This is a genomic window from Synechococcus sp. WH 7805, assembly GCF_000153285.1.
Lineage (GTDB): Bacteria > Cyanobacteriota > Cyanobacteriia > PCC-6307 > Cyanobiaceae > Synechococcus_C.
Genome location: NZ_CH724168.1, coordinates 1,287,800 through 1,309,508, shown reverse-complemented (window position 1 = coordinate 1,309,508; position 21,709 = coordinate 1,287,800). Strand labels below are relative to the sequence as shown.

Here is a 21,709-nt window from a genome sequence, read left to right as displayed (position 1 = left end):
AATTCAGGTCTGCCTAAATTGGGCGGTATCAAACCCTTGTTGGGTCGTCCTCTTCGGAGTTTTGCGTGACCGTTGCGAGCACTCCTCTCGCAGTCGCTGTGGTGATTTTCCTGGCGGCGGCTCTGGTCACCATGGTGACCGTGCCCCTGATACGCAGGCTTGGCCTTCGCCACGGCTTCACCGATGCTCCTGACTCACGCAAGCAGCACAGCGTGCCGATGGTCCGTCTCGGTGGCGTGGCCATGGTGCTCGGGTTCAGTGTTGCGCTCGGTCTCACGTGGATGGCCGGTGGTTTCGGCATGCTCATCCCCGCGAGGGATCAGTTGATCTGGACCACGCTTGCGGGGTCTCTGTGTTTTTTCATCATCGGCTTGGCCGATGATCTTTTTTCTCTGTCACCTTGGCCTCGTCTGGCAGGCCAGGTGGCGATCGCCATGGTGGTCTGGTCCCAGGGCGTGAGGATCGGCGCCATCGATTTGCCTTGGGCTTCCAGCACCGCTGACGCTGTTGTGCTTCCGGGCTTGGTGAGCCTGATCGCCACGGTGATCTGGCTTGTAGGCATCACCAACGCGATTAATTGGCTCGACGGACTCGATGGCCTAGCGGCCGGAGTCGCTGGGATCGCGGCCATCGGACTGGTATCCGTGAGTTTCTCACTGCATCAAGTCGCTGCTGCGTTCCTGGCGGCAGCGTTGGCTGGAAGTTGTCTTGGTTTTCTCCGGCACAATTTCAATCCTGCACGGATTTTCATGGGTGATGGCGGGTCATACTTCCTCGGTTTCAGCCTCGCTGCTATCAGCATCGTTGGCCCAGCGAAGGGCCTCACCACGGTGAGTTTGCTGCTGCCTTTGCTCATTCTTTCTTTGCCACTAGCCGACATGTCGGCCGTGATCATGGGGCGCTTGAGTTCCGGACATTCCCCCTTCTATCCGGATCGTCGCCATCTGCATCACCGGCTTCTGAGAGCGGGGTTCAGCCACCGTCGCACCGTGCTGCTGATCTATGTCTTCACCCAGTGGCTTGCTGCCTTGGCCATGGTGGTGGCCAATGTGGAAATGCGCTTTCTCTGGTTAGGTCTGGCGACGGCCATCCTCGTTGGCACTGTGGTGGTGATGCAGAGACAGAAACAGGCAGAGCTGGCTCAGGACGCGGCGGCAGAGGATGCCCTCCCGGAGAATCGGCAATCCTGCTCCTGCGATCACCATGGCTAACGGTGCCGGCCGTACTGGCGTGGAGATTCTCTGCATCGGTACGGAGCTTTTGCTCGGGAATATTGTGAATGGGAATGCTCGCTGGCTTGCTGAGGAGCTGGCTGCTCTGGGTCTGCCTCACTTCCGGCAAACCGTTGTGGGAGACAACCGGGATCGTTTGATTGCGCAGGTGCGGGAGATTTCCTGTCGTTCCAGGGTGTTGATCACCACGGGTGGTTTGGGCCCGACCCCCGATGACCTCACCACCGAAGCGATCGCTGCGGCCTTCGCGACTCCCCTCGAGGAGCGGGCCGACGTCTGGGCTGACATCACGGCCAAGTCACGCAGCCGTGGAAGGGAGCCCGGCCCTGAGACCAGGCGGCAGGCCCTCCTGCCTGTCGGCGCGACATTGCTTCCCAATCCCACGGGAACGGCGCCGGGGATGATCTGGTCACCCACTGAAGACTTCACGGTGCTCACCTTCCCGGGGGTTCCGAGTGAGATGCGTGCCATGTGGCAAGCCACTGCGGCTCCTTGGTTTAGCCAGTCGGGACTCTCCAATGGCGTTTTTGTCAGCCGGTTGCTTCGCTTCTGGGGAATCGGCGAATCAACCCTGGCTGAGCAGGTCAGTGATCTGTTGGATCAGGCCAACCCCACGGTGGCTCCCTACGCCGGCCGCGGCGAGGTGAAGCTGCGCATCACTGCCTGCGCGTCTTCGGAGCCCGAAGCCCTTGAGCTCGTGGATGAGACCGAACGAAATCTCCGCGACCGAACAGGCGATCTCTGTTTCGGTGCCGACGATGATTCACTCGCCTCTGTGGTGCTGAAGCATCTGCGCGTGCGTGGGGAGACCCTGGCTGTGGCGGAATCCTGTACGGGTGGCGGGCTGGGTTCCGAGCTCACAGCCGTTCCTGGTTCCTCGGAGGTGTTGCTCGGCGGTGTGATCGCCTATGCCAATGCAGTGAAGTGTGAGTTGCTGGGTGTTCCCTCTTCTCTCCTGGAGGAAGTCGGCGCTGTCAGTGCTCCGGTCGCCCAGGCGATGGCTGAGGGTGTGCGACGGCTGACAGGCAGCGATTGGGCCCTCGCACTCACGGGAATTGCCGGTCCGGGAGGTGGTAGCGATGAGAAACCGGTCGGGCTGGTGCACATCGCTGTGGCAGGACCGGACGGTTGCGAAAGTCACCCCATCCGGCTTGGCTCGTCCCGAGGACGGGACTGGATCCGGCTGGTGAGTGCTGGGGAGGCACTGAACCGCCTGCGGTTGCGGTTGATGGCAACCGAGTCGGGGTGAGGCAATGAGTCAGGCGACAAGCCATTAGGGTTGGATGTTCACAGCTGACCTGGAATGAGCAGCGGGACCCTTTACGACAAGGTTTGGGATCTGCATCGCGTTGCTGATCTTCCTGGTGGATCCACCCAGTTGTTCATCGGCCTGCACCTGATTCATGAGGTGACCAGTCCTCAGGCTTTTGCGGCCCTCGAAGACAAGGGACTTGCGGTGCGCTGCCCGCAGCGCACCGTGGCCACGGTGGATCACATTGTTCCAACCACCAGTCAGGCCAGGCCGTTTGCGGATCCACTCGCAGAGGAGATGCTGAGCACATTGGAGCGCAACTGTTCCAATCACGGCATCACCCTGCATGGTCTCGGCAGTGGTCGCCAGGGAATCGTGCACGTGATTGCGCCGGAGCTCGGTCTCACGCAGCCCGGAATGACGGTGGCCTGTGGTGACTCGCACACGTCCACGCATGGGGCCTTCGGGGCCATCGCCTTCGGGATCGGGACCAGTCAGGTGCGCGATGTCCTCGCCAGCCAGAGCCTGGCGATGAACAAGCTCAAGGTGCGTCGGATCTGGGTGGAAAACAAGCTCAGCCCAGGGGTGTTCGCCAAGGATTTGATCCTGCACGTGATTCGCTCACTGGGCGTGAAAGCAGGGGTGGGACATGCCTATGAATTTGCCGGTCCAGCTATCGAGGCGCTGTCGATGGAAGAGCGCATGACCCTCTGCAACATGGCGATTGAAGGAGGTGCGCGCTGCGGGTACGTGAACCCTGATCAGACCACCTTCGACTACCTCCATGGTCGTGCTGAGGCGCCTACGGCAGAGGCCTGGGACCGTGCGCTGACCTGGTGGCGATCTCTGGCCTCCGGTGCTGATGCCCGCTTCGATGATGAGGTGCGCTTTGACGCCGCCACCATCGCTCCCACGGTGACCTGGGGCATCACACCCGGTCAGGGAATCGGTGTTGATGAGACGGTGCCCACGCCTGAGCAGCTGGACCCGGCCGATCGCCCCATCGCGGAGGAGGCTTATCGCTATATGGATCTGGCGCCCGGTCAGGCGATCGCAGGGGTGCCTGTGGATGTGTGCTTCATCGGCAGTTGCACCAATGGACGGCTCAGTGATCTGCAGGCTGCGGCTGCGGTGGCTAAGGGACGTCATGTGGCCTCGGGTATTCGGGCTTTTGTTGTCCCTGGATCGGAACAAGTGGCCCGGGCTGCGGAGGCTGAGGGTCTTGATGCCGTGTTCCGCGAGGCCGGATTTGAATGGCGCGAACCTGGCTGTTCCATGTGTCTGGCCATGAATCCTGATCGTCTGGAGGGGCGCCAGATCAGCGCCAGCTCAAGCAATCGCAATTTCAAGGGCCGGCAGGGTTCGGCCAGTGGCCGAACCCTGCTGATGAGTCCCGCGATGGTTGCTGCCGCCGCCATCACTGGTCAGGTTCGTGATGTGCGGCAGCTGAACTGCATGACTTCCGATGACTGAGACCACTCCTTTCCCGCAAGGTCGGATCCCGATGGTGAGGGGGCGTGCACTTGTGTTGCGCGGTGATGACATCGACACCGATCGGATCATTCCGGCCCGCTTCCTCAAATGCGTCAGTTTCGAGGCTCTCGGAGCACAGGCCTTTGCGGATGATCGCCAGGAGCTGGCTGGTCGCCATCCCTTTGATCAGTCCGTGCACGCCGGGGCCTCGATCCTGGTGGTCAATGACAATTTCGGCTGCGGGTCCAGCCGTGAGCATGCTCCCCAGGCGCTGATGCGCTGGGGGATCAGGGCGCTGGTGGGTGTGAGCTTTGCCGAGATCTTTTATGGCAACTGCCTCGCACTCGGGATTCCTTGTGCCACGGCCGCCTCGCAACAGATCAGCCTTCTTCAGGATGCTGTGGCTGCTGATCCCTCCGAGAACTGGCTGCTGGATCTCAACGGTCTTACATTCTCGGGCGGTTCCGTCTCCGAGCCGATCCAGGTTGCCTCGGGTGCTCTCGACATGCTGCGCAGTGGTCAGTGGGATGCCACAGGTCAACTGGTGGATCGAGATGACGAACTCACGCGCACGATGGATAATCTTCCTTACCTTCGCGGGTTCTGAACGGCATCCGCCTGCAGAATTGTCTATGAATGAGACAGATGATCTCAGGTCATGGTGAATTCGACGTCATATTCCTTGGCAGCCATGTTGATGTCAGCACTGCTGGCACCCATGGCTCTACAAGCGGGAACGCCGCAATCCATTGAGGTTGTTCCCTATGCAACACCGCAGGAGCGATTGCTTCATCTTGGAGCCTGTGCTGGATGCGATCTGCGTGGGCTAAGCCTTCAGGGGGCGCATCTGATTGGTGTTGATCTGCGCGATGCCGATCTGCGAGGAGTGGATCTTCGGGAGGCCAATCTTGAAGGAGCCGACCTCAGCGGTGCTCAGCTCGATGGAGCTGATCTGCGCGGAGCACGGCTCAGCAATGCCGACCTCACAGATACAGACCTTCGACGGGCTGACCTGCGCGATGCGGTGGTGATCAATGCCTATGCCCCGAATGTGCGAACGGACGGCATGCGTTTTGCCGGGGCCGATCTCACTGGGAGCCATCTGATTTATGGCGGCGGTCCCGATTAGATCTGAAGCGCCTTAGAAGGGGCGACTATCGAGCGGGTTGCGGAGAGGGTCTGGCGAATAGGGAATGAAAGGTCGGCCAGTTCCGGTGAAGTTGAAGTCGTTGAGACGGAAGCGGAATCCACCGACGCCCTCATAAGGGTTGTAGTAAAAACCAAGGTCATAGGACCTTCGCTGCCAGCGCAGCTCGATGTTCGAATTGATCACATTGCCGAAGAACTCGGATGCTGGATCAATATTCACGCCTACACCTGCATTCAGAAGGAGAGGCCCTGCAATTTGCTGTGTCAGGCCGAGCCCAAGGGTGCCTAAGTCAACCGCTTGGTCGAATTCGAAAGGACTGGACCCCTGCTTCAACGTGCCTCCACCAGCGATCGAGAGTTGGGTGTAATCCAGGAATGTCTTGCTGAAGTTGCCAAGGGTAAGTGTGGGGCCTCCAGTAAGGCTGATGGTGTTCTGGCGCGTTCCGTCTCCAAAAGCTGCCAGCGCTGTGTTCAGATTCGTCCGCAGCTCCAGCCCAGGCACAATCGCAACGGGGCTGTAGCGATAGGCCGCTTCCGGTGTCAGCTCTGCTGGCTTGCCACGCCACAGTTGGTATCGACTGTTCAGTGAGCCATAGAAGTTGGCCCTCAGGGTGTCGATCAGGTTGGTGCTGGTGAAACTTTCAGCTTGGTAATTGCCGACCCCGATGCGCCAGATGTAGTCGTTCTTGAGTTTCCCCCAGTTCCAATCGCCTTTTTGTTCCGCGAGGACCCCATAGGCGCTGTAGACATCCGTTTCCCCCAGTGACCCATTAAATGCTCGGAAGCGATAGGCACCGAAAACGCGTGCGCTCACGTCTCCGAGCCATGGAAGGGTGACTGTGCGCCTGGTTGAGCCCGAGAAACGGCTGCCGTTCAGGAAGTTGCTTGGATTGAAAGTACTGATTTCGGCTTCTACGTTGGTTGTTAACCCCAGGAACTGACTACTGAGTTCCGCGTCCACCCCGAAAAGGTCGCTGACGGTGTTGTCTTGAGTGACGTCTCCACTGTCGATGGATGCACCAGGCGCCACGTAGCTGTTGTTGTCACCATTGATGGCACGCTGCAGTAGGAACTGCGGCTGAATCTGGAGAACGAGGTCGTCGGCCAATTCGATTGGCCGCAGATTCCGGCCGATGAAGAATCCATCGCGATCGTCGTTGTCGATACCGAAAACCCAGCGATTCTCCACTTCTTCCTGTTTCTGGATTCTCTGTGTTCGCGATACGGGAATCGGCAGTCGCTCCTCAACGATCAGGCGATTGCGTTCACTCTTAATCAAGATGTCGCCATTTTCCTCTTCCGTTGCCACAACGTTTTCGGCATCGATGCGCGTCTGCGCCGGGGTATAGGGATCGTTGGTGAAACCCATGCGATCGGCACTCCACCCATCCGGAGTGATTCGGACCCTGGCGGCCTGAACGCGCCAACGGCTGATTTCACCAGTGATGAACTGGGTTTGTCCCTGGGTGTTGAGCTGGGAAGGCCGTACGCCGCCGAAGCGATTGGCGGCCAAAACTTCGTTGTTCCGGAGATTTTCGGATCCACGGCTGCGCTGAATCACGAGGCGCTGCTGCAGCTGAATGCTGCTGATGCGCTGATCGATGGCAGCGATGGCTTCTGCTCGCAGTCGCTCCTGTTCAGGCAGAGAAAGCTTGGAGTCTTGTGTCTGGGACAGGACAGTGGAGGATGCTGCGTTGGCTGATGGCGTCTGCGCTTGACGCACTGGGTTGCCGAGTGTGATGTCTTCGAGTTGCTCGCTCATCGTCTGGGGCGCGAGGCGTGCGATGCGTCCAGGGTCTGGACAACCCAGAGGCGGTGGTGCCTCAGGTGATAGGGCTTCGGGTTTGTCTTCTCCCCAGCGATAACGGACGCCGAGTAGGTAAGCGTTGCTTCCCTCTTTGACGCCGTTGTAAGTGCCGAACGCGCCAGATCGGTGGTGGATGCGTCCGACCATGGACAGCTGGGGAGAGACAGCGGCTTCAACTTCGAAGCCGAGGTAGTTCAGCAGCTGGGAGAAGTTCTCTCGGAAGGTGCGTTCGTAGTTGCTGACGGAGGAGTTGTAACTGATGCCCTCGACGAATCCAAAGCTCAGCCAGGGCTGGACCCAGAGACGGACACCAAGACCGAGGATGCCCTCTAGGTAGGCCTGGTCAGGGGTGCTGGCATTGGGGACGCTCTGGTTGAAGGCGCCACCTTGTTGTTGGTAGGCCTGGTGGCCAAAGAGATCGGCTTCCAGCTCGAAGGCCACGGGCCCTGCGCGCCAGATGCGCTTTTGCATGCTGACGCCCAGCAGGTATTCGGCACGCAAGCGACCTTTAGCGATAAAGGTGTCACCGAAATTCGCGTCGATCATCTGTCCACCCCAGACGGTGACAGCCCAGGGATAGGGGTGCCAGTCGGGAATCGGAGGCAGTTCCGCTGGACATGCCATGCCCTGGCGATCTTCGGAAGATTGTGGCTCCGAAACCTCAGGGCCCATCCATTCCGGCGAGGGGGGGAGCTCCAGATCCCAGAAGGTGCTGTTATCCCCTTGCGGACTCAGTCGTTCTGAAGTATTTGCATCAAGCTCAATGTCGAGGGCTGTCGGGAATCCCAGGCCACTGCTCTCCCGAACCGGGAGCGTTTGTTCTGGCGCATCCGAGGACTGACCTGGTCGAACTCGGTCGGAATTGCTTTTGGAGGGGAAGGGATTGAGATCAAGCGCTGCTGTGTCGAGATCGAGGACGCCATAAACGTCTTCCATCTCTCCACTGCCTTGGATCAGGCTGAGGCGCAGCGTGCTGGCTTGAAAGTACTGAGATCCCTTGCGGAAACGCACGCTGCCTCGGGCGAAGAGCGTGTTGAACTCAGAGTCGAATTCGATCCGATCGGCCTGCAACACGCCACCGTTAAGGGTGACTTGAACATCACCTGAAGCAATGAACAGATTTCGACGTGCGTCGAACACCTGACTGTTGGACTTCAGCAGAAGTTCAGCCGGAGGTTGAGGACTGGCTGAAGCTCGATCCTGCGTGTCGTTGCTCGAAGGGAATGGAACTGAATCAACTTTCGGTGAATCATTCACCCGTGGCAGTGAACCCGAATCGGCAGGCATCCCGGAGTTGACAACTCCTTCTGCTGATTGCGCTCCAACAGGTACGCACAAAGCAGATGCGATGGCCAGGAGACCAGTGATGGTGATTGGCCCCCGGAAGGCTCTCAAACCCGATCAGCGTTGGGCGGCGATCCTCACATGGAGGAGAGCTTTGTGAACCTGTTAATGACCAGTGGTCAGCGTGGTCCTGACCTGAATCAGTTCAGAGAGCAATCGTGATCAGTCTTCGAGGTCCTTGCGGCTAGGCGTGCGGCTGGGATCGCTGGCAAGAAAGCCGAACACAAAGATCCCGAGGAAAAAGAAGACGACCGAGTAAACGGAAATCTTGAGGGCGAGCATGGGGACCGACCGGCGTCTGGGACAGCGTCATCATCTTATGGGTCAAGGTTGTGAGTTCACGATGCAGGACCCTCTGCAGGCCCGTCGATTGGCGTGGATTGAAACGTTTCGGTGTCGCAGTCGCCTGGATCTCCTGTCTGGGTGGCACCGCTGCGGTGACCATGAGCAACGGTCTGTGCTGGCGGAAGCCTGGGGTGCAATCCACCGACCTGACTGGGCTGAGCGGGGGTTGCTGATCTGGCCCAGAGGTGGCGTGTGGCTGGAGATTGAGCAGGTGATTCGCTGGCCGTCGCACTGGCTTCGAAGTGAAGACAGCCAGGAACGGCTGGTGCTCAGTTGGTGGGCGGATGAGGTCCGGGTCTGGGTTGATGACGAGTTGGTCCACAGTGGTGATCTTTTCGAGACCCGCTGCCGCTGGGTGCTGCCAAAGCGATGGCGTAGTGGTTCAGGATTGCGGGTTCGGCTTGAGCTCCGCAGCCCATGCCATGACGATGGCGCTTTGATCAGCAGCACCTTGATCAAGGAGCCTCGCAACCCTCAGGTGGACCCTGACGGTTGCCTCCTGCCGGAAGCGCTGGATCTTCTGCAGCTCAGTCATCAGCAATTCCCTGAGTCATGGCTCGATTGCGAGCCCAGCTCAGACGAGGCGGCTCTACTCGTGCTCACCCATCTGGCCGACCAGCCCCCCGCGAACGGTGTCTTGCACTGGGTTGGCCATGCTCACCTTGATCTGGCCTGGCTCTGGCCTGTGGCCGACACCTGGCAGGCGGCCGAGCGGACGTTCCGCTCGGCCTTGGCGTTGATGGAGCGCTGGCCGGATCTGCATTTTGCCCATTCCACTCCGGCTCTCTATGCCTGGATGGCTCAGCATCGGCCTGCGCTGTTCGCCCGGATTCAAGAGGCCAGTCGCAAGGGGCGCTGGGAGCCCATCAATGGTCCCTGGGTCGAAACCGACTGTGTTCTGATCAGTACAGCCTCCCTGTGGAGACAGTTCGATTGCGGTCAGCAGTTCAGTCGCCAGCATTTCCCTGAATGGAGGCATGACCTGGCCTGGCTGCCTGACAGCTTCGGCTTTGGTGCAGGGCTTCCAGCGGTCGCCAACGCCACCGGCGTGCAGTGGTTCTGCACCCACAAACTGGCTTGGAACGCCACCAATCCATTCCCCCACAGGTTGTTCCGCTGGCGAGGCCGCGGCTCCGCCGAAGTGCTGGCCTTGATGCTTCCTGGGATTGGCACCGATGCCGACCCCGTGGCGATGGGGGCTGAGCAGCGCAAGTTTCAACAGAGCACTGGCATCGATCGGGCGTTGTGGCTTCCCGGTGTGGGAGACCACGGTGGTGGCCCAACGGCCGAGATGCTGGAGCAGCTGCAGCTCTGGCAAGACCATCCACAGTCTCCGGCCCGTGAAGGCGGCACCGTGCGTGGCTTTCTGCAGCACCTGGAGCCTCTGCGCACGGAGTTACCGGTCTGGCGTGATGAGCTTTATCTCGAGCTGCATCGGGGTTGTGCAACCTCGCGCCCCGATCAGAAACGCCACAACCGAACCCTGGAGCGACTGCTGCGGGAAGCCGATTTGGTGGCAGCACTGCTAGGCCAGGAGGGGCAGGACTGGGCCTGGTCGGTCCTGCTCTTTCATCAGTTCCACGACATTCTTCCCGGCACGGCCATCCCAGAGGTGTTTGATCAAGCCGAACCGCAGTGGCGCGCCGCCCGTCGCGCAGCTGCGGCTGCCCGTGATGCAGGCCTGAAGCATCTCCTTTCTGGCAACGGTCCAGGTCCTGGAGGTGAAAGCTTCGCTTCAGGCCGCTGGGCCTGGTGTGCGCTGCAGCCCTTGCCGCGCTGGTCGCCGCTGGTACGGCTTCCGCGAGGGCAATGGTCCAGTGCCGGTCGGCGTCTGCCGGTGCAGGCGGCAGCTGCCGGCGGCGTCTGGGTGCAGCTGCCCATGGTCGATGGCGTGAGTGCGCTGCCGCTCGAGCGCTCTGACCATCGTTCCGAGCCTTGCCAGAGCGACGAAACTGTGCGCGACCCCGTCCGGGTGACAGCCCTTGAAAGCGGAGGTTGGAGGCTGTCCAACGCACGACTCTCAATCGACGTTGGGCCCCAGGGGCTGATCGGTCTGCGGGATGCTGGGGGGGCCGACTGTCTGGCGGCCCCGCTGCGCCTGAACCGCTACCGCGATCACGGTGAATTCTGGGATGCCTGGGATCTTGCCGCTGAGTACCGGAAGCATCCGTTGCCCATGCCAGAGCGTTGGCAGGTGGAGCTGCAGGACTCTGGCCCCTTGATGGCCCGCGTGACACTTCGCGGCCAGTTCGGTGTCAGTGCACTTCGAATGGATGTGCTTCTCTGTGCTGACTCTCCACATGTGGAGCTGCGCCTCAGTGTTCAGTGGCGCCAGTCCCATGAGGTGTTGCGCCTTGAGTGTCCTTTGGAAAGGCCTGCGGTGCGCTGGGCTTCCGACACCAGCGGTGGTGTGATCGAGCGACCTGCTGTGCCGCGCACGCCCATGGAGAAAGCTCGATGGGAGGTGCCTGTGATCTCCTGGCTGGCTAGCGCCTCTGCCGCTCCAGGAGGTGGGCTGGCGATCTTGCTCGATGGACCTCAGGGCGTTGATGCAGGGCCAGATCACCTCGGGGTATCCCTGCTCAGAGGTCCCACCTGGCCGGACCCCTCCGCCGATGCCGGTTGGCATCGGCAGCGTGTCGCATTGATGCCGTTGGCGGAGGGATGGATGCGCAACGGTGTGCCTCAAGCGGCCATTCGATTCCGAGAACCGGGGTGGCTTGGTCCTGTGGACCTAGAGGCCGTCTGGGAGGGGCTTCCCGCTGTCCCCGATGGACTGATCCCCTTGGCCATCAAGCCCTTGATGGCAGCTGACGGAACGACGTGTTCAGCAGCCTCGGCGTTGATGATTCAGCTGCTGAACCCCGGGGCCCAGCGATTGCGTTGGCTCCTCGATGGTGGCTGGGCGATGCCAACGGGAGAGACCAGCATCCAAATGATGCCCGGTGAACTCAGGGAGGTTCGGTTGGTCCGTCAGTCCTCGTGATCGTCAAAGGGGTCGTCGAGGCGTTTCGAGGGCGGACCAAAGGCTGTATAGACCCCGAAACCAGTGAGACCAAGCAAGGCAGCCAGAACGGCAATCGCGACGGACAGGGCCGGCGAAGAACTTTCCATCACATCTCTCGACAGGATCGGCCTCTTCCGGGCCGGGACCCCTAGAGTATCGGGACTGAACTCCACCCGAGACCCAAGCGCCGTTATGGCTCAACGCACTCGTCTGGGCGATCTGCTCCGTCCCCTTAATTCTGAGTACGGCAAGGTTGTGCCTGGTTGGGGAACCACGCCTGTGATGGGAATTTTCATGGTGCTGTTCCTGGTCTTCCTTCTCGTCATCCTGCAGCTGTACAACCAGTCTCTGATCCTGGAAGGGATCAACGTCAACTGGAACGGGGCCGGCTGACTCTTGCCGGCTCACCCCACTCTCGGGCGAGGCTCATGAACGTGTTTGGAATCGGCCTTCCTGAGATGGCCGTCATTGGTGCCGTCGCATTGCTTGTCTTCGGTCCGAAGCGTCTTCCTGAGTTCGGCCGCACTTTGGGGAAGACTTTGAAGGGGTTTCAATCCGCTTCTAAGGAATTTGAGCGGGAAATCAACAAAGCCATGGCTGAGCCTGAAGTTCTTCCTGAGGTTTCAGAGCCAACGACGGACACCACTCCGTCGAAAGGCGCTAGCGCTGACTGATCGTGATCAACTCCGGCGACCTCCGATTGGTGGTAGGTCTTGGCAATCCGGGTGACCGTTATGCCTCGACCCGTCACAACGTGGGGTTCAGGGTTTTAGAGCAGCTTGCTGCTCAGGAACATGCTCGGTTCCGAGCCATGGCCAAGCTCCAAGGTGATCTTGCGAATATCGGCGCTGGACCCGATCGTTTGCGCTTGTTGATGCCCAAGACCTTCATGAATGAGAGCGGCCGATCGATCCGTGCCACCCTCGACTGGTTTGGTTTGAGCCTGGGACAAGTCATCGTTCTGGTCGATGACATGGATCTCCCCCTCGGACGCCTGCGCTTGCGAGCCCGGGGCAGTGCCGGCGGTCACAACGGATTAAAAAGCACGATTCAGCATCTCGGCACCCAGGATTTTGCACGTCTTCGCATCGGGATTGGTGCTCCGGGGCGTTCGCCTGAGGAACGAAGGGCTCGCACCGTGTCGCATGTGTTGGGGGCGTTCAGCCGTGAGGAGGAGCCTCTGCTGAACGAGGTGTTGAAAGAAGTTCTCTCCGGGCTGGAACGCATCCAACGTCAGGGATTGGAACGGGCTGGTAACCACATCAATGCTTTGAATCTCGCCCCTTCTCAGAGTGAGTCGGTTTGATGGCACGTCTGCCATCCACCACAGCTCATCTGAGGGTTCATCACCAGAGTTTTAGTGATCAGTGTCTTCAGGGTGAAGTTCAGGCCGGTGGATTTATCTGGGAGTTTCAGTGGTTCTTCAAGCGCGGTGAGCTCAGCGTTGAGCCTTCGCTCGGACGCGCCCTGATCCAGGATGCGTTGCAACGCTTTTTGGTGAGATCCGATTATCGGCTCGAGGCTGGAGGGGATTACAGCTTCACCGTGAGAGCCAAGTTCTGACGGGCTCCGGTGTAGGCCAGTTGAAACGGCAGTTGAGCGCAGTCTCGAGAATTACCAGAGCGGCAACAGCATCGAGATCACAGGGGGGGATGCGTAGTCCCTCAGGCAGCAGTCGCCGCCATCCTTTCGGAGGCCAGAGCTCCCAGTATCGACTCCTGGCCTGCAGGGTGGTGCCGCGTTCGTCGACAACGGTGAGCTGCAGATCCGCCGGTAGCTGGTCGCGCCAGTGCCTACTGGCTGTGCCGTTGCCCATCACCACGCGATCAAGAGGTTCCTTGGATCGCCATTGCTCCAGGGTCTCCAGGACAGAGCATCCCTCAAGGACATGTCCTTCGAGGACGATTCCCAAGTCTGTGTCAACGAGCAGGAGCCCGCACTTGCTTCGGCCCGGATCCAGGGCGGCGATGCGAGTCACGGTGTGTCATCCGCAGTGGTGGGTTTGAAGCTGCGTTGAAGTCGAAGCTGAATCGCAATGGGGTCGGCTGTCTCGCTGTTCCTGAGTGCCACCGCCTCAAGCTCAACCCGTCCGGTGCTGCGATCAATCAGCATCTTTCCGAGCTCGTTTAGTGCCTGGGAGTCGAATTGCAGTCCCTTGCTGATGGAGCCGCGGCGTTGAATTTCTGCCAGGGTTGATGCCAGAAGCAGGTTCAACCTGTTGCGGACATCCTCCGCGGATGTTTCTTCGCTGGCCAGGGCGGTCGTTGCAAGCACCTCTCCATCGCGGGTAATGGTGACGTTGGGCCTGACCTCCGGGAAGGCATACACAACCGTTTCACCCTGAAGCACGTTGGCGGCAGAGCGCAGCAGTACAACCCAGGTTCCTGGTTTGCGGATGGCTTGTTCCAGGCGGTTGATGTCTTGACGAGGCACCAACAGAATCTGTTTGTCGGGAGCCTGTCCTGGCAGGACTTGCTGGTAAGCCTGGAGGTTGGCCTCTCTCAGCACCTGATCGATCACCTGGCGCGCCTGGTCAGGGCGTTCAAGTCTGAGTGTGGCTGTTGCTAAGGGCTGACCACTGCTGATCGCGACGTTTCCGCGGCGCAGGGCTAGAAGATTCTCCTCTAGCAGTTTCAATTCGGCTTCGCCGGAGCGGATGCGATCTCGTACAGCGGCGAGCTCGCGGTCGGTTCTGCGGATTTCGTCGTCGCGTTTACCAACGTCCTGGCTCAGTCGTTGTCGTTCTGCTTCGAGTCGGCGGGTCTGATCCTGCAGGGGTTGAAGGGTTTCTCTCAGCTCATTGGCTTGTTTACGTGCTTCCTCAAGGCGTCTGCGCACCTCGATCTCATCCTTGCGAGCTTTGTCCAGTTCTTGTTTGGATTGCTTCTGAGCTGACCGGCTGGTCTTCAGATCCGCCCGGCTGCTGCGCAGCCTGGCCTGAAGGTCATTCAGTTCGAAGAGGCCGACGCGCAACTGCCGACTGACGAGCAGCATCAGGCCCAGGGAGAGGACGCTGATCAGGCTGCCGGTGAGCACTGTGATCACCACGGCTGTCTGACGGGGGCGCAGGCCGAAGAGGCTCAGACGAGCCTTGCCGACCCTGGAGCCGAGTCGATCACCCAAGGTCGAGAGCACGCCACCGAGGACAAGCAATGACAGCAGAAGCAACCAGCCAGTCACAGAGAACTCATTGCACGCAGTGCAGCTCGAACGCCGCCATCCTCACTCTTCTGTGCGTCAGCTGAACCGTTTGGCGAGGGCGATGGGATCGAGAACGGTAATTTTTTTGCGGTCAATCTCTACCAGACCCGAGTTGCGAAGGTCTCCGAGGAGGCGGGTGATGGTGACCCGGGTTGATCCAATGGCTTCGGCGATGGCTTGATGCGACAGCCGCAGATCGATCGTGATCCCCTGGTTCCCAGGGATGCCGAAGTCGCGGCAGAGCACCAGCAGAAAACTCACCAGGCGTGACGACATGTCGCGGTGGGTCAATGTTTCGATCATCGTCTCCGTCTGAAGAATTCGGCTTGAGAGTCCCTGCAGCAGCAGCAGCCCCACCGAGGTGTCAGCTTCGATGGCCTTACGCACCGAGGTGGCGGGAGCTGTGACCATTTCAACCCTGGTGAAGGCCACTGAGTGGTAGAAACGATCGGAACGATGGCCGGTGAGGAGGGAGAGCACACCGAAAAGACTGTTCTCTCGCAGCAGAGCCACGGTGATCTCCTCCCCTGACTCGTAGACGCGAGAGAGGCGCACGGCACCGCGCCTAATGAGATAGACGCGTTCGGCGGGATCACCCGGGAAGAAAATGGTTTTGCTGCGTTCGATCAGCTCCGTGTTGGCACCCTCGAGGTCCCGAATGACTTCAAGCAGAGTCTTGCTAGTTGGTGCGGGCGCGTTGGCCAGGCTCACTTCCGATGTGCGTCCTTGATGAGAGGCTGTGCGGCTAAAGCCGCGGATCACTTCGGGCATGGCCGGCACATCGGTTTTAGGAAGTTAAGGAGCGATTGACTCTCACCCTGTAGCAACGCACACGATTCCAAAGTGATCACTGCGTTCTCAGAGCCTCGTTCTGGGCGCGCATCAGCTGCTTGAGCCCAGGTTCCGCTCGATCGAGGAGCAGGTTCAGCTGCTGCCGGCTGAAGGTGGCTCCCTCTGCTGTTCCCTGGAGTTCAAGGAGTTCACCGCTGGCGTTCATCACCACATTCAGATCCACATCCGCCTGAGAGTCCTCGCTGTAATCCAGATCAAGTAGGGCTTCGCCCTGGAGTAGTCCCACCGATACGGCTGCCACCTGGGCTCTGACTGGATTGGCCGGGATGAGTCCCTGCGACACCAGTGATGCGCAGGCGTGATGGAGTGCCAGCCAGGCTCCAGTGATGGAGGCGGTGCGAGTGCCTGCATCGGCCTGAATCACATCGCAGTCCACAAGCAGAGTGTTCTCGCCTAACGCCTCCATGGAGAGCGCAGCGCGCAGACTGCGACCGATTAAACGCTGAATCTCCTGGGTGCGTCCGGAGAGCTTCAGCCATTCCCGTCGTTGACGTTCGGGGGTGGAACCAGGGAGCAGCCGGTATTCCGCGCTCAGCCAGCCGAGGCCCTGGTCACGGCGCCAGCGCGGCACGCCTTGCTCGTGGCAGACGCTGCAGAGCACAGCGGTTCGGCCGGTGCGAACGATCACGGAGCTGAGGGCGAAGCCCATGGGATCCCATTCGACGGCGAAGGGCCTCAGTTCGGACGCTTGACGTCCGTCCTTGCGGGAGATGGTGTTCATGCCTGGCGACGATGGCTTCATTGAGCCTGGCAGTTGGACTGAGACACCATGGGTGGTGTCCAAGGGCTTGTGGATCGGATCCGCAGCGCTAGATTCAAATTCTGCTGGGCCGTCTGGACACCAGCCCTGATGCCAGCGACCGAGATGACAACAAGCTTGAGTTCCAGCCATCGATCCCGAGACGTCCGCAGTGCGGATCACCGGACGCTTGAGCAAGCTGGTCTGAGGAGATTGCCGGTTTTTGAGCCGAGGCCACCGCTGCATCTGGTGGCTCAGGAGGGCCAGCTTCAGGTTCACACGGCCCCGTATCGAGGGAGTTTCGGGACGGTGATGAGCCAAGCACTGCGTGCTGCGGGTCTTGGCAGCAGGGTGCTGGTCGCTCAATTTCTTAAAGGTGGTGTGGTGCAGGGGCCTGATGCTGCGGTCACTCTCTGCGACCGTCTCAGCTGGATGCGTCCTGCTGTTCTCGAGTGTTTGTCCCAACCTGCGGCCAATGCTGAGCCGGAGGTGATTGATGCTGTGCAATCGGTCTGGAACGCCTGCGCAAAGCAATTAATCAGCGGGGACCTTGATCAGTTGGTGCTGGATGAGCTTGGCCTGGCAATTGCATTCGGCTACCTCGATGAGCGGGAGGTGTTGTGTCGCCTGGAGCAGCGTCCCGCGTCAATGGATGTGATCATCACGGGTCCATCCATCCCGGACTCGCTGATGGCTTTGGCTGATCAAGTCACGGAATTGCGTAGGGGCCTCTGATGCTGAAAAACGATCGCTGGATCACCGAGCAAGCTGCTGCAGGGATGCTCGATCCATTTCAAGCGGGTCTTGTGCGTCATCTCGAACCGGATCAGAAACTGCGCCCGGTGTTGAGTTTTGGTTGTTCGTCGTATGGCTATGACCTGCGCCTTTCACCGCAGGAGTTTCTGATTTTCAAACACGTGCCTGGCACGGTGATGAACCCCAAGCGATTTAATCCAGCCAACCTGGAGCCCACCGAGCTCCATCATGATGAAGATGGAGACTATTTTATCCTTCCAGCTCACTCCTATGGGCTTGGTGTTGCCCTTGAAAAAATGAAGGTGCCGCCCAATATCACGGTGATCTGCCTGGGCAAGAGCACCTATGCGCGCCTCGGCATCATCGTGAACACCACGCCCGCGGAAGCTAGCTGGGAAGGTCATCTCACTCTTGAATTCAGCAACAGCTCAGGTGCTGATTGCCGTATTTATGCCAATGAAGGCATCTGTCAGTTGTTGTTTTTTGAAGGTGACCCATGCGACACCACCTACAGCGATCGCCAGGGCAAATATCAGCACCAGCCTGAGCGGGTCACCCTCGCCAAGGTTTGAACGCTTGTGGGGGCCTGACCTCAGGGCGCCAGTCTTGCTTTATGAAGCCGGCTTTTTTCATACCAGGCTGCGAATTCAGGCGCCCAATCCTGGAGGTGTGGCCACATGAGGTCGCAGAGCTCGCGGATTTCCTTCTGTGCATCGAGCTTGGCGCGCAAATCCATGAAGTGCAGGAACGCCCGAAGACTGAAGCTCACCACGAAGTGCTGTCGGTAATCAAAGGGAAGAATCCCGCGGGCATGTTCCTCTGCGAAACCGGCTCGCAGTAGATCCCGATAGCGCTCTGAAGCTTGCTTGCAGAGCTGCAGATCCTGCGACCGCAGCGCCTGGCTGTAAGTGTATTTCTTGCCCTGACGATCGCTGTAATCTCCAACTGGTCTGAGGTAAAACACGTCCTCCAGATCCAGCTCACCGTCGGCAGCCCGGGCAATCCGCTCGCCTGTGTAACGCATCGACTGGACATCGAAGCTCACGCCCACTCGGTGGGTGCGAGCTTGCTGCATCACCGAGTGAGGGAACCAGCCCACATTCAGAACGATCTGGGCATGTTCAAGCGGGCCGTAGTGGCCTCGCTCGCCTGAGAGCAAGCGCTTCACACAGATTTCGCCGGCACGGGTTTCATCGGGCCAATCGTCGCGGTCGGCGGCTACGAAACCTTCGCTGTAGTCCTGATGCATGCCGGCATACACGCATTGCTGCGGGTTAGGGGTTGCAGCGATCAGGTCGACCCGAAAGCGGGAATCCATGGTCACGTCAGGTCGGAGAACAAGCGTTGTCAGATCATGACCGGTCTGTCTAGGAATGGCTGCGTGGACCGGCCGCAGTTTCCAGCATGGTCGGCTCTGGTAATGGACTTGCGCTGCCTACCCCGGTCAATGTGGGCAACGAGGTGTTGGTGACAAGCGCAGCAGCCAGCGCGTTCAGCTCGCTTTCACTGCGGCCGCCGAGAGACCGGCCACGCAGTTCTCCATCGGCAGCGAAGAGGTTGAGCTGGGGGATGCCAGTCACGTCATAGCGATCCGTGAGGTCCAGCCAGCGAGGATTGTCGATATTCACCAGCACCACGTCGAGCTCGTCCGAATGAGCTTCTTCCATCGTCATCATGGCGGGAGCCATTTCTTGGCAGACCTCACACCAGTCGGCGTAAAACTCCAGGATCGTGGGACGTCCATTGCTGAGTGCAATTTCCGGGGCCAGAGATCGTCGGGCCAGTTGGTCGAGGGGTGATTCCGCTATCCCGCCATTGCGCACCAAAAACAGACTGACGGCCAATGCAATGGCCGAGACGAGCAGAAGGCCTTTCTGCAGTGATGTAAGGCTTGTGCTGTCGGGTGTGCCGGTCATCCTTGAGAAGGATTCGACATCCATCCTGACAGGACAAACCACCTGCTGTTGCTAGCGTTTCAAGTGGAGTGGTTATCGCACCCGGTGTCTGTCATCCAGGGGAACCCACCACGTTGATGCCTCTTCTTCGCTTCCTGTTGTTGCCCTTGAGAGCACCCCTGCTTTTGGTGCTTTTCGGTGTCTCTCTGTTTCTTGGTCATCACTGGGCCATACAGGAAACCTGGCTTGCGAAGGCCCATCAGATGAGTGTCAATATGTTCTGGACGATTGAACTGATTCAGGCCCTAGTTGTTGTAGTGATCTGCACCATGCCGGATCTGTTGCTGCGTCAGTTGTCCTTGCTCATGGCTTCTAGCCGGGTACTCAGCCTGGTGGTCACCCTCGCGTTGGTGATCACTGTGGGCCTTTATATGTTGAGCCTTAGCCTGCTCTCCGATGTGTTGATCCTTGCATCAGCCACACTTTTGGCTCGGTTGGATCTCACCAGGATCAGAGTGGTACCAGCTCCCCAGATCACAGCTTTCTGGTTGGCAGTGATTGTGATCAGCGGGATTTGGATTGGTCATGACTTGCCCAGTCCGATCTGAGGTAGGCCCAGAGGTTGCCAAGCACTTTTTTTGTGTAAAGCCTGGTTTCCGGATAGGGAATCCGTTCAACCCAAAGTTCCGGATCTTGCGTGAGTTCTTGACTCAACCAAGATCCGGCGGCGCCAGGCCCCGCGTTATAGCTGGCGACGGTGAGCCAGGGGTTTTCCTGCCATTCCTCGAGTAGCCAGGCCAGGTAGCGCGCTCCCAGGGTTGCGTTGCGTGCGGGTTGCCTGAGTTCAGCATCACTGATGGGGGCTCCCTCCATCTCCGCTGCGGTGGCCGGCATCAGCTGCAACAGGCCCACGGCTCCCACTGGCGATTGCACGCCTGGGGAAAAGCGAGATTCCTGACGGGCGATCGCCAGGAGCAGTTCCAGGCGTACCGCTTCCTGCTGCGCTGCTGCGCTGAACTCAGGCAGAAGCGGGCGGGGATGCTGGCTCTGATGCAGCTGCAGCCGTGTGTCCTGATCGGGAGAGACAAGCCGAAGGTTGGCCCTCCACAACCGATTCAGGCCCGTCCAGTAATCCTGCACCCCCAGGCGCAGCCGACCTTCGATGAGTTGGCTCTGCGGGGATGGCTTGGCCGTGGCGTGGCTGCTGCGCCAGGTGTCCCAGGCTTCCTGACGCAATCCCAGCCGCCAGAGTTGATCCACCAGGCGATCACCGCTGTTCAGAGGGCTCCAGCCTTGGCGCTCCCAGGCGTCGTTGTTGGCATTGATGGTCTGGGTTGCCGTGGCGGCCGCATCCCCCTTCAGTGCGGGAAGTTCGCCGCCTCCAAGCCGGGCTTCGGCACGCCAGGTGTAGTACCCCGGCGGATAGGCCTTGATCAGGGCTTCCCAGACGCGCTGTGCCTGCTCTTGCTTCCCGAGCTTGGCCAAACTGAAGCCGATCCAGAACTGCTGCCTTGTGGCCAGGGGATCCGGCAGTTTGTTCCCGGGGATGGTCTTCAGAACGCTGAGGGCCTGGTCCCACTGGCCCCCCAGGAACGCGTCACGGGCCAGATCCCATTGCAGCTGCCAGATCGCGGGGTGATCCGGCCATCGTTTCAAGACTTCCAGTCCGTTTTGGTCTCCGTTCAGGCGTACGCGGGCTGCGGCCACATCCGCTGAACGCTCTTGCAGCGGTAGCGGCAAGGCATCCAACAGCGCCTGCTTCGGCTTCAGCGGCTCACTCAGTAGAGCCGCTGCCTTCAAGGCTTCCTCGGATTGAGGATGGGCGTTGGCCAGCTGCAAAAGCATCGCTTCCCCGCGACGTTTCTGGGCTGGGGTTCCGCGCAGGAGGGTGCGGCCGATGATCAGCGCCTGGGGCGGTTGAAGCGGGGTGCCCTGAAGGCAGAGCTCCGAGGCTGTGCCATCCCCGAGCTCTGCCAGGGCAGAGGCCAGGTTGAGCCGTTGCTCTTGAGACAGTCCCGTGCCGGTGATATCCCCACAGGTGCGGCGAATGAGCTTGGCGGCTCCAGGCCAGAGGGGGCCCCAGCGTGCCAGGTGCACGGCGCTGGCCTGAAGGGTGTCCTGGTTGGCATCATCGGGGAGTTCTGCCGCCGCCGCGAGAGTGGCGGGATGGCCAGGCTGTTGAGACAGCAACTGTTGTTTCAGTTGCGCGTTGTTGCCCTTGAGGTAGTAGCGGGCATCGGCGCTGGCGGCGCTGGTTGGGAAGCGCCCGAGCAGGCTTTGCCAGCGCTGCTCTGCTTCGAGGGGCCGGCCGACCCGCTGAGCTGCCAGGGCCTGCTGCTTGAGCGCCACGGCTGCCAAGGGCGCCGGTCCCCATCCCTGGCCAGCGAGCAAACGTCGCTGGCGCTCTGGTGAGTCCCGACTGCGACTGGCCAGGAGAAGGGCCGCTTCCCTGCGCTGCAGCGGGTCAATCGACCAGCGATAGCGCGCCCACACCTGCGGGCTCTCCATCCGAGCGGTCACAGGGACTTGACGCTGACGTAGCAGCCGCTGGCCTCCCACGATCGCCATCACCGTGAGAATCGACGTGCCTCCGAGGAGCAGAAGTCCGCGGGTCGGTCCAGCGCTCACACACGGTCTCTGAACTGCTGCCATTCTGT

At 60.1% G+C, this 21,709-nt stretch carries 23 protein-coding genes; 13 read left to right on the top strand and 10 right to left on the bottom strand.

Annotated elements, in window-relative coordinates; genetic code table 11:
- The first annotated feature begins 65 nt into the window (after window positions 1-65).
- From WH7805_RS07075 to WH7805_RS07055, 5 genes are all read left to right on the top strand, one after another.
- Window positions 66-1,211 (top strand): glycosyltransferase family 4 protein, encoded by a 1,146-nt coding sequence (locus WH7805_RS07075; RefSeq protein ID WP_006042340.1) that lies wholly within the window; start codon window positions 66-68, stop codon window positions 1,209-1,211.
- Complete coding sequence (locus WH7805_RS07070; RefSeq protein WP_006042339.1) at window positions 1,204-2,481, top strand: competence/damage-inducible protein A; 1,278 nt, start codon at window positions 1,204-1,206, stop codon at window positions 2,479-2,481. The genes WH7805_RS07075 and WH7805_RS07070 overlap by 8 nt, the downstream gene beginning before the upstream one ends.
- Before the next feature lie 54 nt (window positions 2,482-2,535).
- Window positions 2,536-3,957 (top strand): 3-isopropylmalate dehydratase large subunit, encoded by a 1,422-nt coding sequence (gene leuC, locus WH7805_RS07065; protein WP_006042338.1) that lies wholly within the window; start codon window positions 2,536-2,538, stop codon window positions 3,955-3,957.
- On the top strand, window positions 3,950-4,564 hold the full coding sequence (locus WH7805_RS07060) for a 3-isopropylmalate dehydratase small subunit 2 (RefSeq protein ID WP_006042337.1): 615 nt from the start codon (window positions 3,950-3,952) through the stop codon (window positions 4,562-4,564). Before leuC ends, WH7805_RS07060 begins: the two co-directional genes overlap by 8 nt.
- 84 nt (window positions 4,565-4,648) lie before the next feature.
- Window positions 4,649-5,086 carry a pentapeptide repeat-containing protein gene (locus WH7805_RS07055; RefSeq protein ID WP_006042336.1) on the top strand — a complete coding sequence of 146 codons (438 nt, stop codon included), beginning with the start codon at window positions 4,649-4,651 and terminating at the stop codon, window positions 5,084-5,086.
- 12 nt (window positions 5,087-5,098) lie between these two features.
- Here WH7805_RS07055 and WH7805_RS07050 read toward each other — a convergent pair whose 3' ends face one another.
- Window positions 5,099-8,308: a DUF3769 domain-containing protein gene (locus tag WH7805_RS07050; RefSeq protein ID WP_038004516.1), complete on the bottom strand. Its 3,210-nt coding sequence runs from the start codon at window positions 8,306-8,308 to the stop codon at window positions 5,099-5,101.
- A 111-nt stretch (window positions 8,309-8,419) separates the two neighbouring features.
- Window positions 8,420-8,539 carry a photosystem II reaction center protein I gene (locus WH7805_RS07045; RefSeq protein WP_006042333.1) on the bottom strand — a complete coding sequence of 40 codons (120 nt, stop codon included), beginning with the start codon at window positions 8,537-8,539 and terminating at the stop codon, window positions 8,420-8,422.
- 61 nt (window positions 8,540-8,600) lie between these two features.
- On the opposite strand from WH7805_RS07045, the gene WH7805_RS07040 reads away from it, so the two are divergent.
- Window positions 8,601-11,588, top strand: a complete 2,988-nt coding sequence (locus WH7805_RS07040; RefSeq protein ID WP_038005194.1) for an alpha-mannosidase — start codon at window positions 8,601-8,603, stop codon at window positions 11,586-11,588.
- On the opposite strand, the gene psbN is transcribed toward WH7805_RS07040, so the two are convergent.
- A complete protein-coding gene (gene psbN, locus WH7805_RS07035; protein ID WP_011932239.1) occupies window positions 11,576-11,716 on the bottom strand; it encodes a photosystem II reaction center protein PsbN in 141 nt (46 codons plus the stop codon). The two genes, WH7805_RS07040 and psbN, sit on opposite strands and share 13 nt — an antisense overlap.
- 85 nt (window positions 11,717-11,801) lie before the next feature.
- On the opposite strand from psbN, the gene psbH reads away from it, so the two are divergent.
- The 4 genes from psbH to WH7805_RS07015 are packed head-to-tail and all read left to right on the top strand — an operon-like array spanning window position 11,802 to window position 13,172.
- Window positions 11,802-12,002 (top strand): photosystem II reaction center phosphoprotein PsbH, encoded by a 201-nt coding sequence (gene psbH / locus WH7805_RS07030; protein ID WP_006042330.1) that lies wholly within the window; start codon window positions 11,802-11,804, stop codon window positions 12,000-12,002.
- Between the two features lie 35 nt (window positions 12,003-12,037).
- A complete protein-coding gene (locus tag WH7805_RS07025; RefSeq protein WP_006042329.1) occupies window positions 12,038-12,283 on the top strand; it encodes a TatA/E family twin arginine-targeting protein translocase in 246 nt (81 codons plus the stop codon).
- A 5-nt stretch (window positions 12,284-12,288) separates the two neighbouring features.
- Entirely contained in the window at window positions 12,289-12,915 is a 627-nt protein-coding gene (pth, locus tag WH7805_RS07020; protein WP_038005188.1) for an aminoacyl-tRNA hydrolase, read from the top strand.
- Window positions 12,915-13,172, top strand: coding sequence for a DUF3146 family protein (locus tag WH7805_RS07015; RefSeq protein WP_006042327.1), 258 nt, complete (start codon window positions 12,915-12,917; stop codon window positions 13,170-13,172). Before pth ends, WH7805_RS07015 begins: the two co-directional genes overlap by 1 nt.
- Here the strand turns inward: WH7805_RS07015 and WH7805_RS07010 are convergent.
- From WH7805_RS07010 to rph, 4 genes are all read right to left on the bottom strand, one after another.
- On the bottom strand, window positions 13,150-13,587 hold the full coding sequence (locus tag WH7805_RS07010; RefSeq protein ID WP_006042326.1) for a hypothetical protein: 438 nt from the start codon (window positions 13,585-13,587) through the stop codon (window positions 13,150-13,152). The two genes, WH7805_RS07015 and WH7805_RS07010, sit on opposite strands and share 23 nt — an antisense overlap.
- A complete protein-coding gene (locus WH7805_RS07005) occupies window positions 13,584-14,789 on the bottom strand; it encodes a DUF3084 domain-containing protein (protein WP_006042324.1) in 1,206 nt (401 codons plus the stop codon). The genes WH7805_RS07010 and WH7805_RS07005 overlap by 4 nt, the downstream gene beginning before the upstream one ends.
- Before the next feature lie 57 nt (window positions 14,790-14,846).
- Window positions 14,847-15,581: a global nitrogen regulator NtcA gene (ntcA, locus tag WH7805_RS07000; RefSeq protein WP_006042323.1), complete on the bottom strand. Its 735-nt coding sequence runs from the start codon at window positions 15,579-15,581 to the stop codon at window positions 14,847-14,849.
- Between the two features lie 76 nt (window positions 15,582-15,657).
- Window positions 15,658-16,383, bottom strand: coding sequence for a ribonuclease PH (rph, locus tag WH7805_RS06995; protein ID WP_038004514.1), 726 nt, complete (start codon window positions 16,381-16,383; stop codon window positions 15,658-15,660).
- Between the two features lie 144 nt (window positions 16,384-16,527).
- Between rph and WH7805_RS06990 the strand changes: the two genes are divergently transcribed.
- Together WH7805_RS06990 and dcd are read left to right on the top strand one after the other, a co-directional pair.
- Complete coding sequence (locus WH7805_RS06990; RefSeq protein ID WP_038005186.1) at window positions 16,528-17,136, top strand: cob(I)yrinic acid a,c-diamide adenosyltransferase; 609 nt, start codon at window positions 16,528-16,530, stop codon at window positions 17,134-17,136.
- Window positions 17,136-17,729, top strand: coding sequence for a dCTP deaminase (gene dcd, locus WH7805_RS06985; protein WP_006042320.1), 594 nt, complete (start codon window positions 17,136-17,138; stop codon window positions 17,727-17,729). Before WH7805_RS06990 ends, dcd begins: the two co-directional genes overlap by 1 nt.
- A 20-nt stretch (window positions 17,730-17,749) precedes the next feature.
- Here the strand turns inward: dcd and thyX are convergent, their stop codons facing one another.
- Both thyX and WH7805_RS06975 read right to left on the bottom strand, forming a co-directional pair.
- Complete coding sequence (thyX, locus tag WH7805_RS06980; protein WP_006042319.1) at window positions 17,750-18,475, bottom strand: FAD-dependent thymidylate synthase; 726 nt, start codon at window positions 18,473-18,475, stop codon at window positions 17,750-17,752.
- Window positions 18,476-18,524: 49 nt separating this feature from the next.
- On the bottom strand, window positions 18,525-19,073 hold the full coding sequence (locus tag WH7805_RS06975) for a thioredoxin domain-containing protein (protein ID WP_038005183.1): 549 nt from the start codon (window positions 19,071-19,073) through the stop codon (window positions 18,525-18,527).
- Between the two features lie 116 nt (window positions 19,074-19,189).
- On the opposite strand from WH7805_RS06975, the gene WH7805_RS06970 reads away from it, so the two are divergent.
- Window positions 19,190-19,660, top strand: coding sequence for a hypothetical protein (locus tag WH7805_RS06970; RefSeq protein ID WP_006042317.1), 471 nt, complete (start codon window positions 19,190-19,192; stop codon window positions 19,658-19,660).
- On the opposite strand, the gene WH7805_RS06965 is transcribed toward WH7805_RS06970, so the two are convergent.
- Complete coding sequence (locus tag WH7805_RS06965; protein WP_006042316.1) at window positions 19,617-21,704, bottom strand: lytic transglycosylase domain-containing protein; 2,088 nt, start codon at window positions 21,702-21,704, stop codon at window positions 19,617-19,619. The two genes, WH7805_RS06970 and WH7805_RS06965, sit on opposite strands and share 44 nt — an antisense overlap.
- Between the last annotated feature and the right edge of the window lie 5 nt (window positions 21,705-21,709).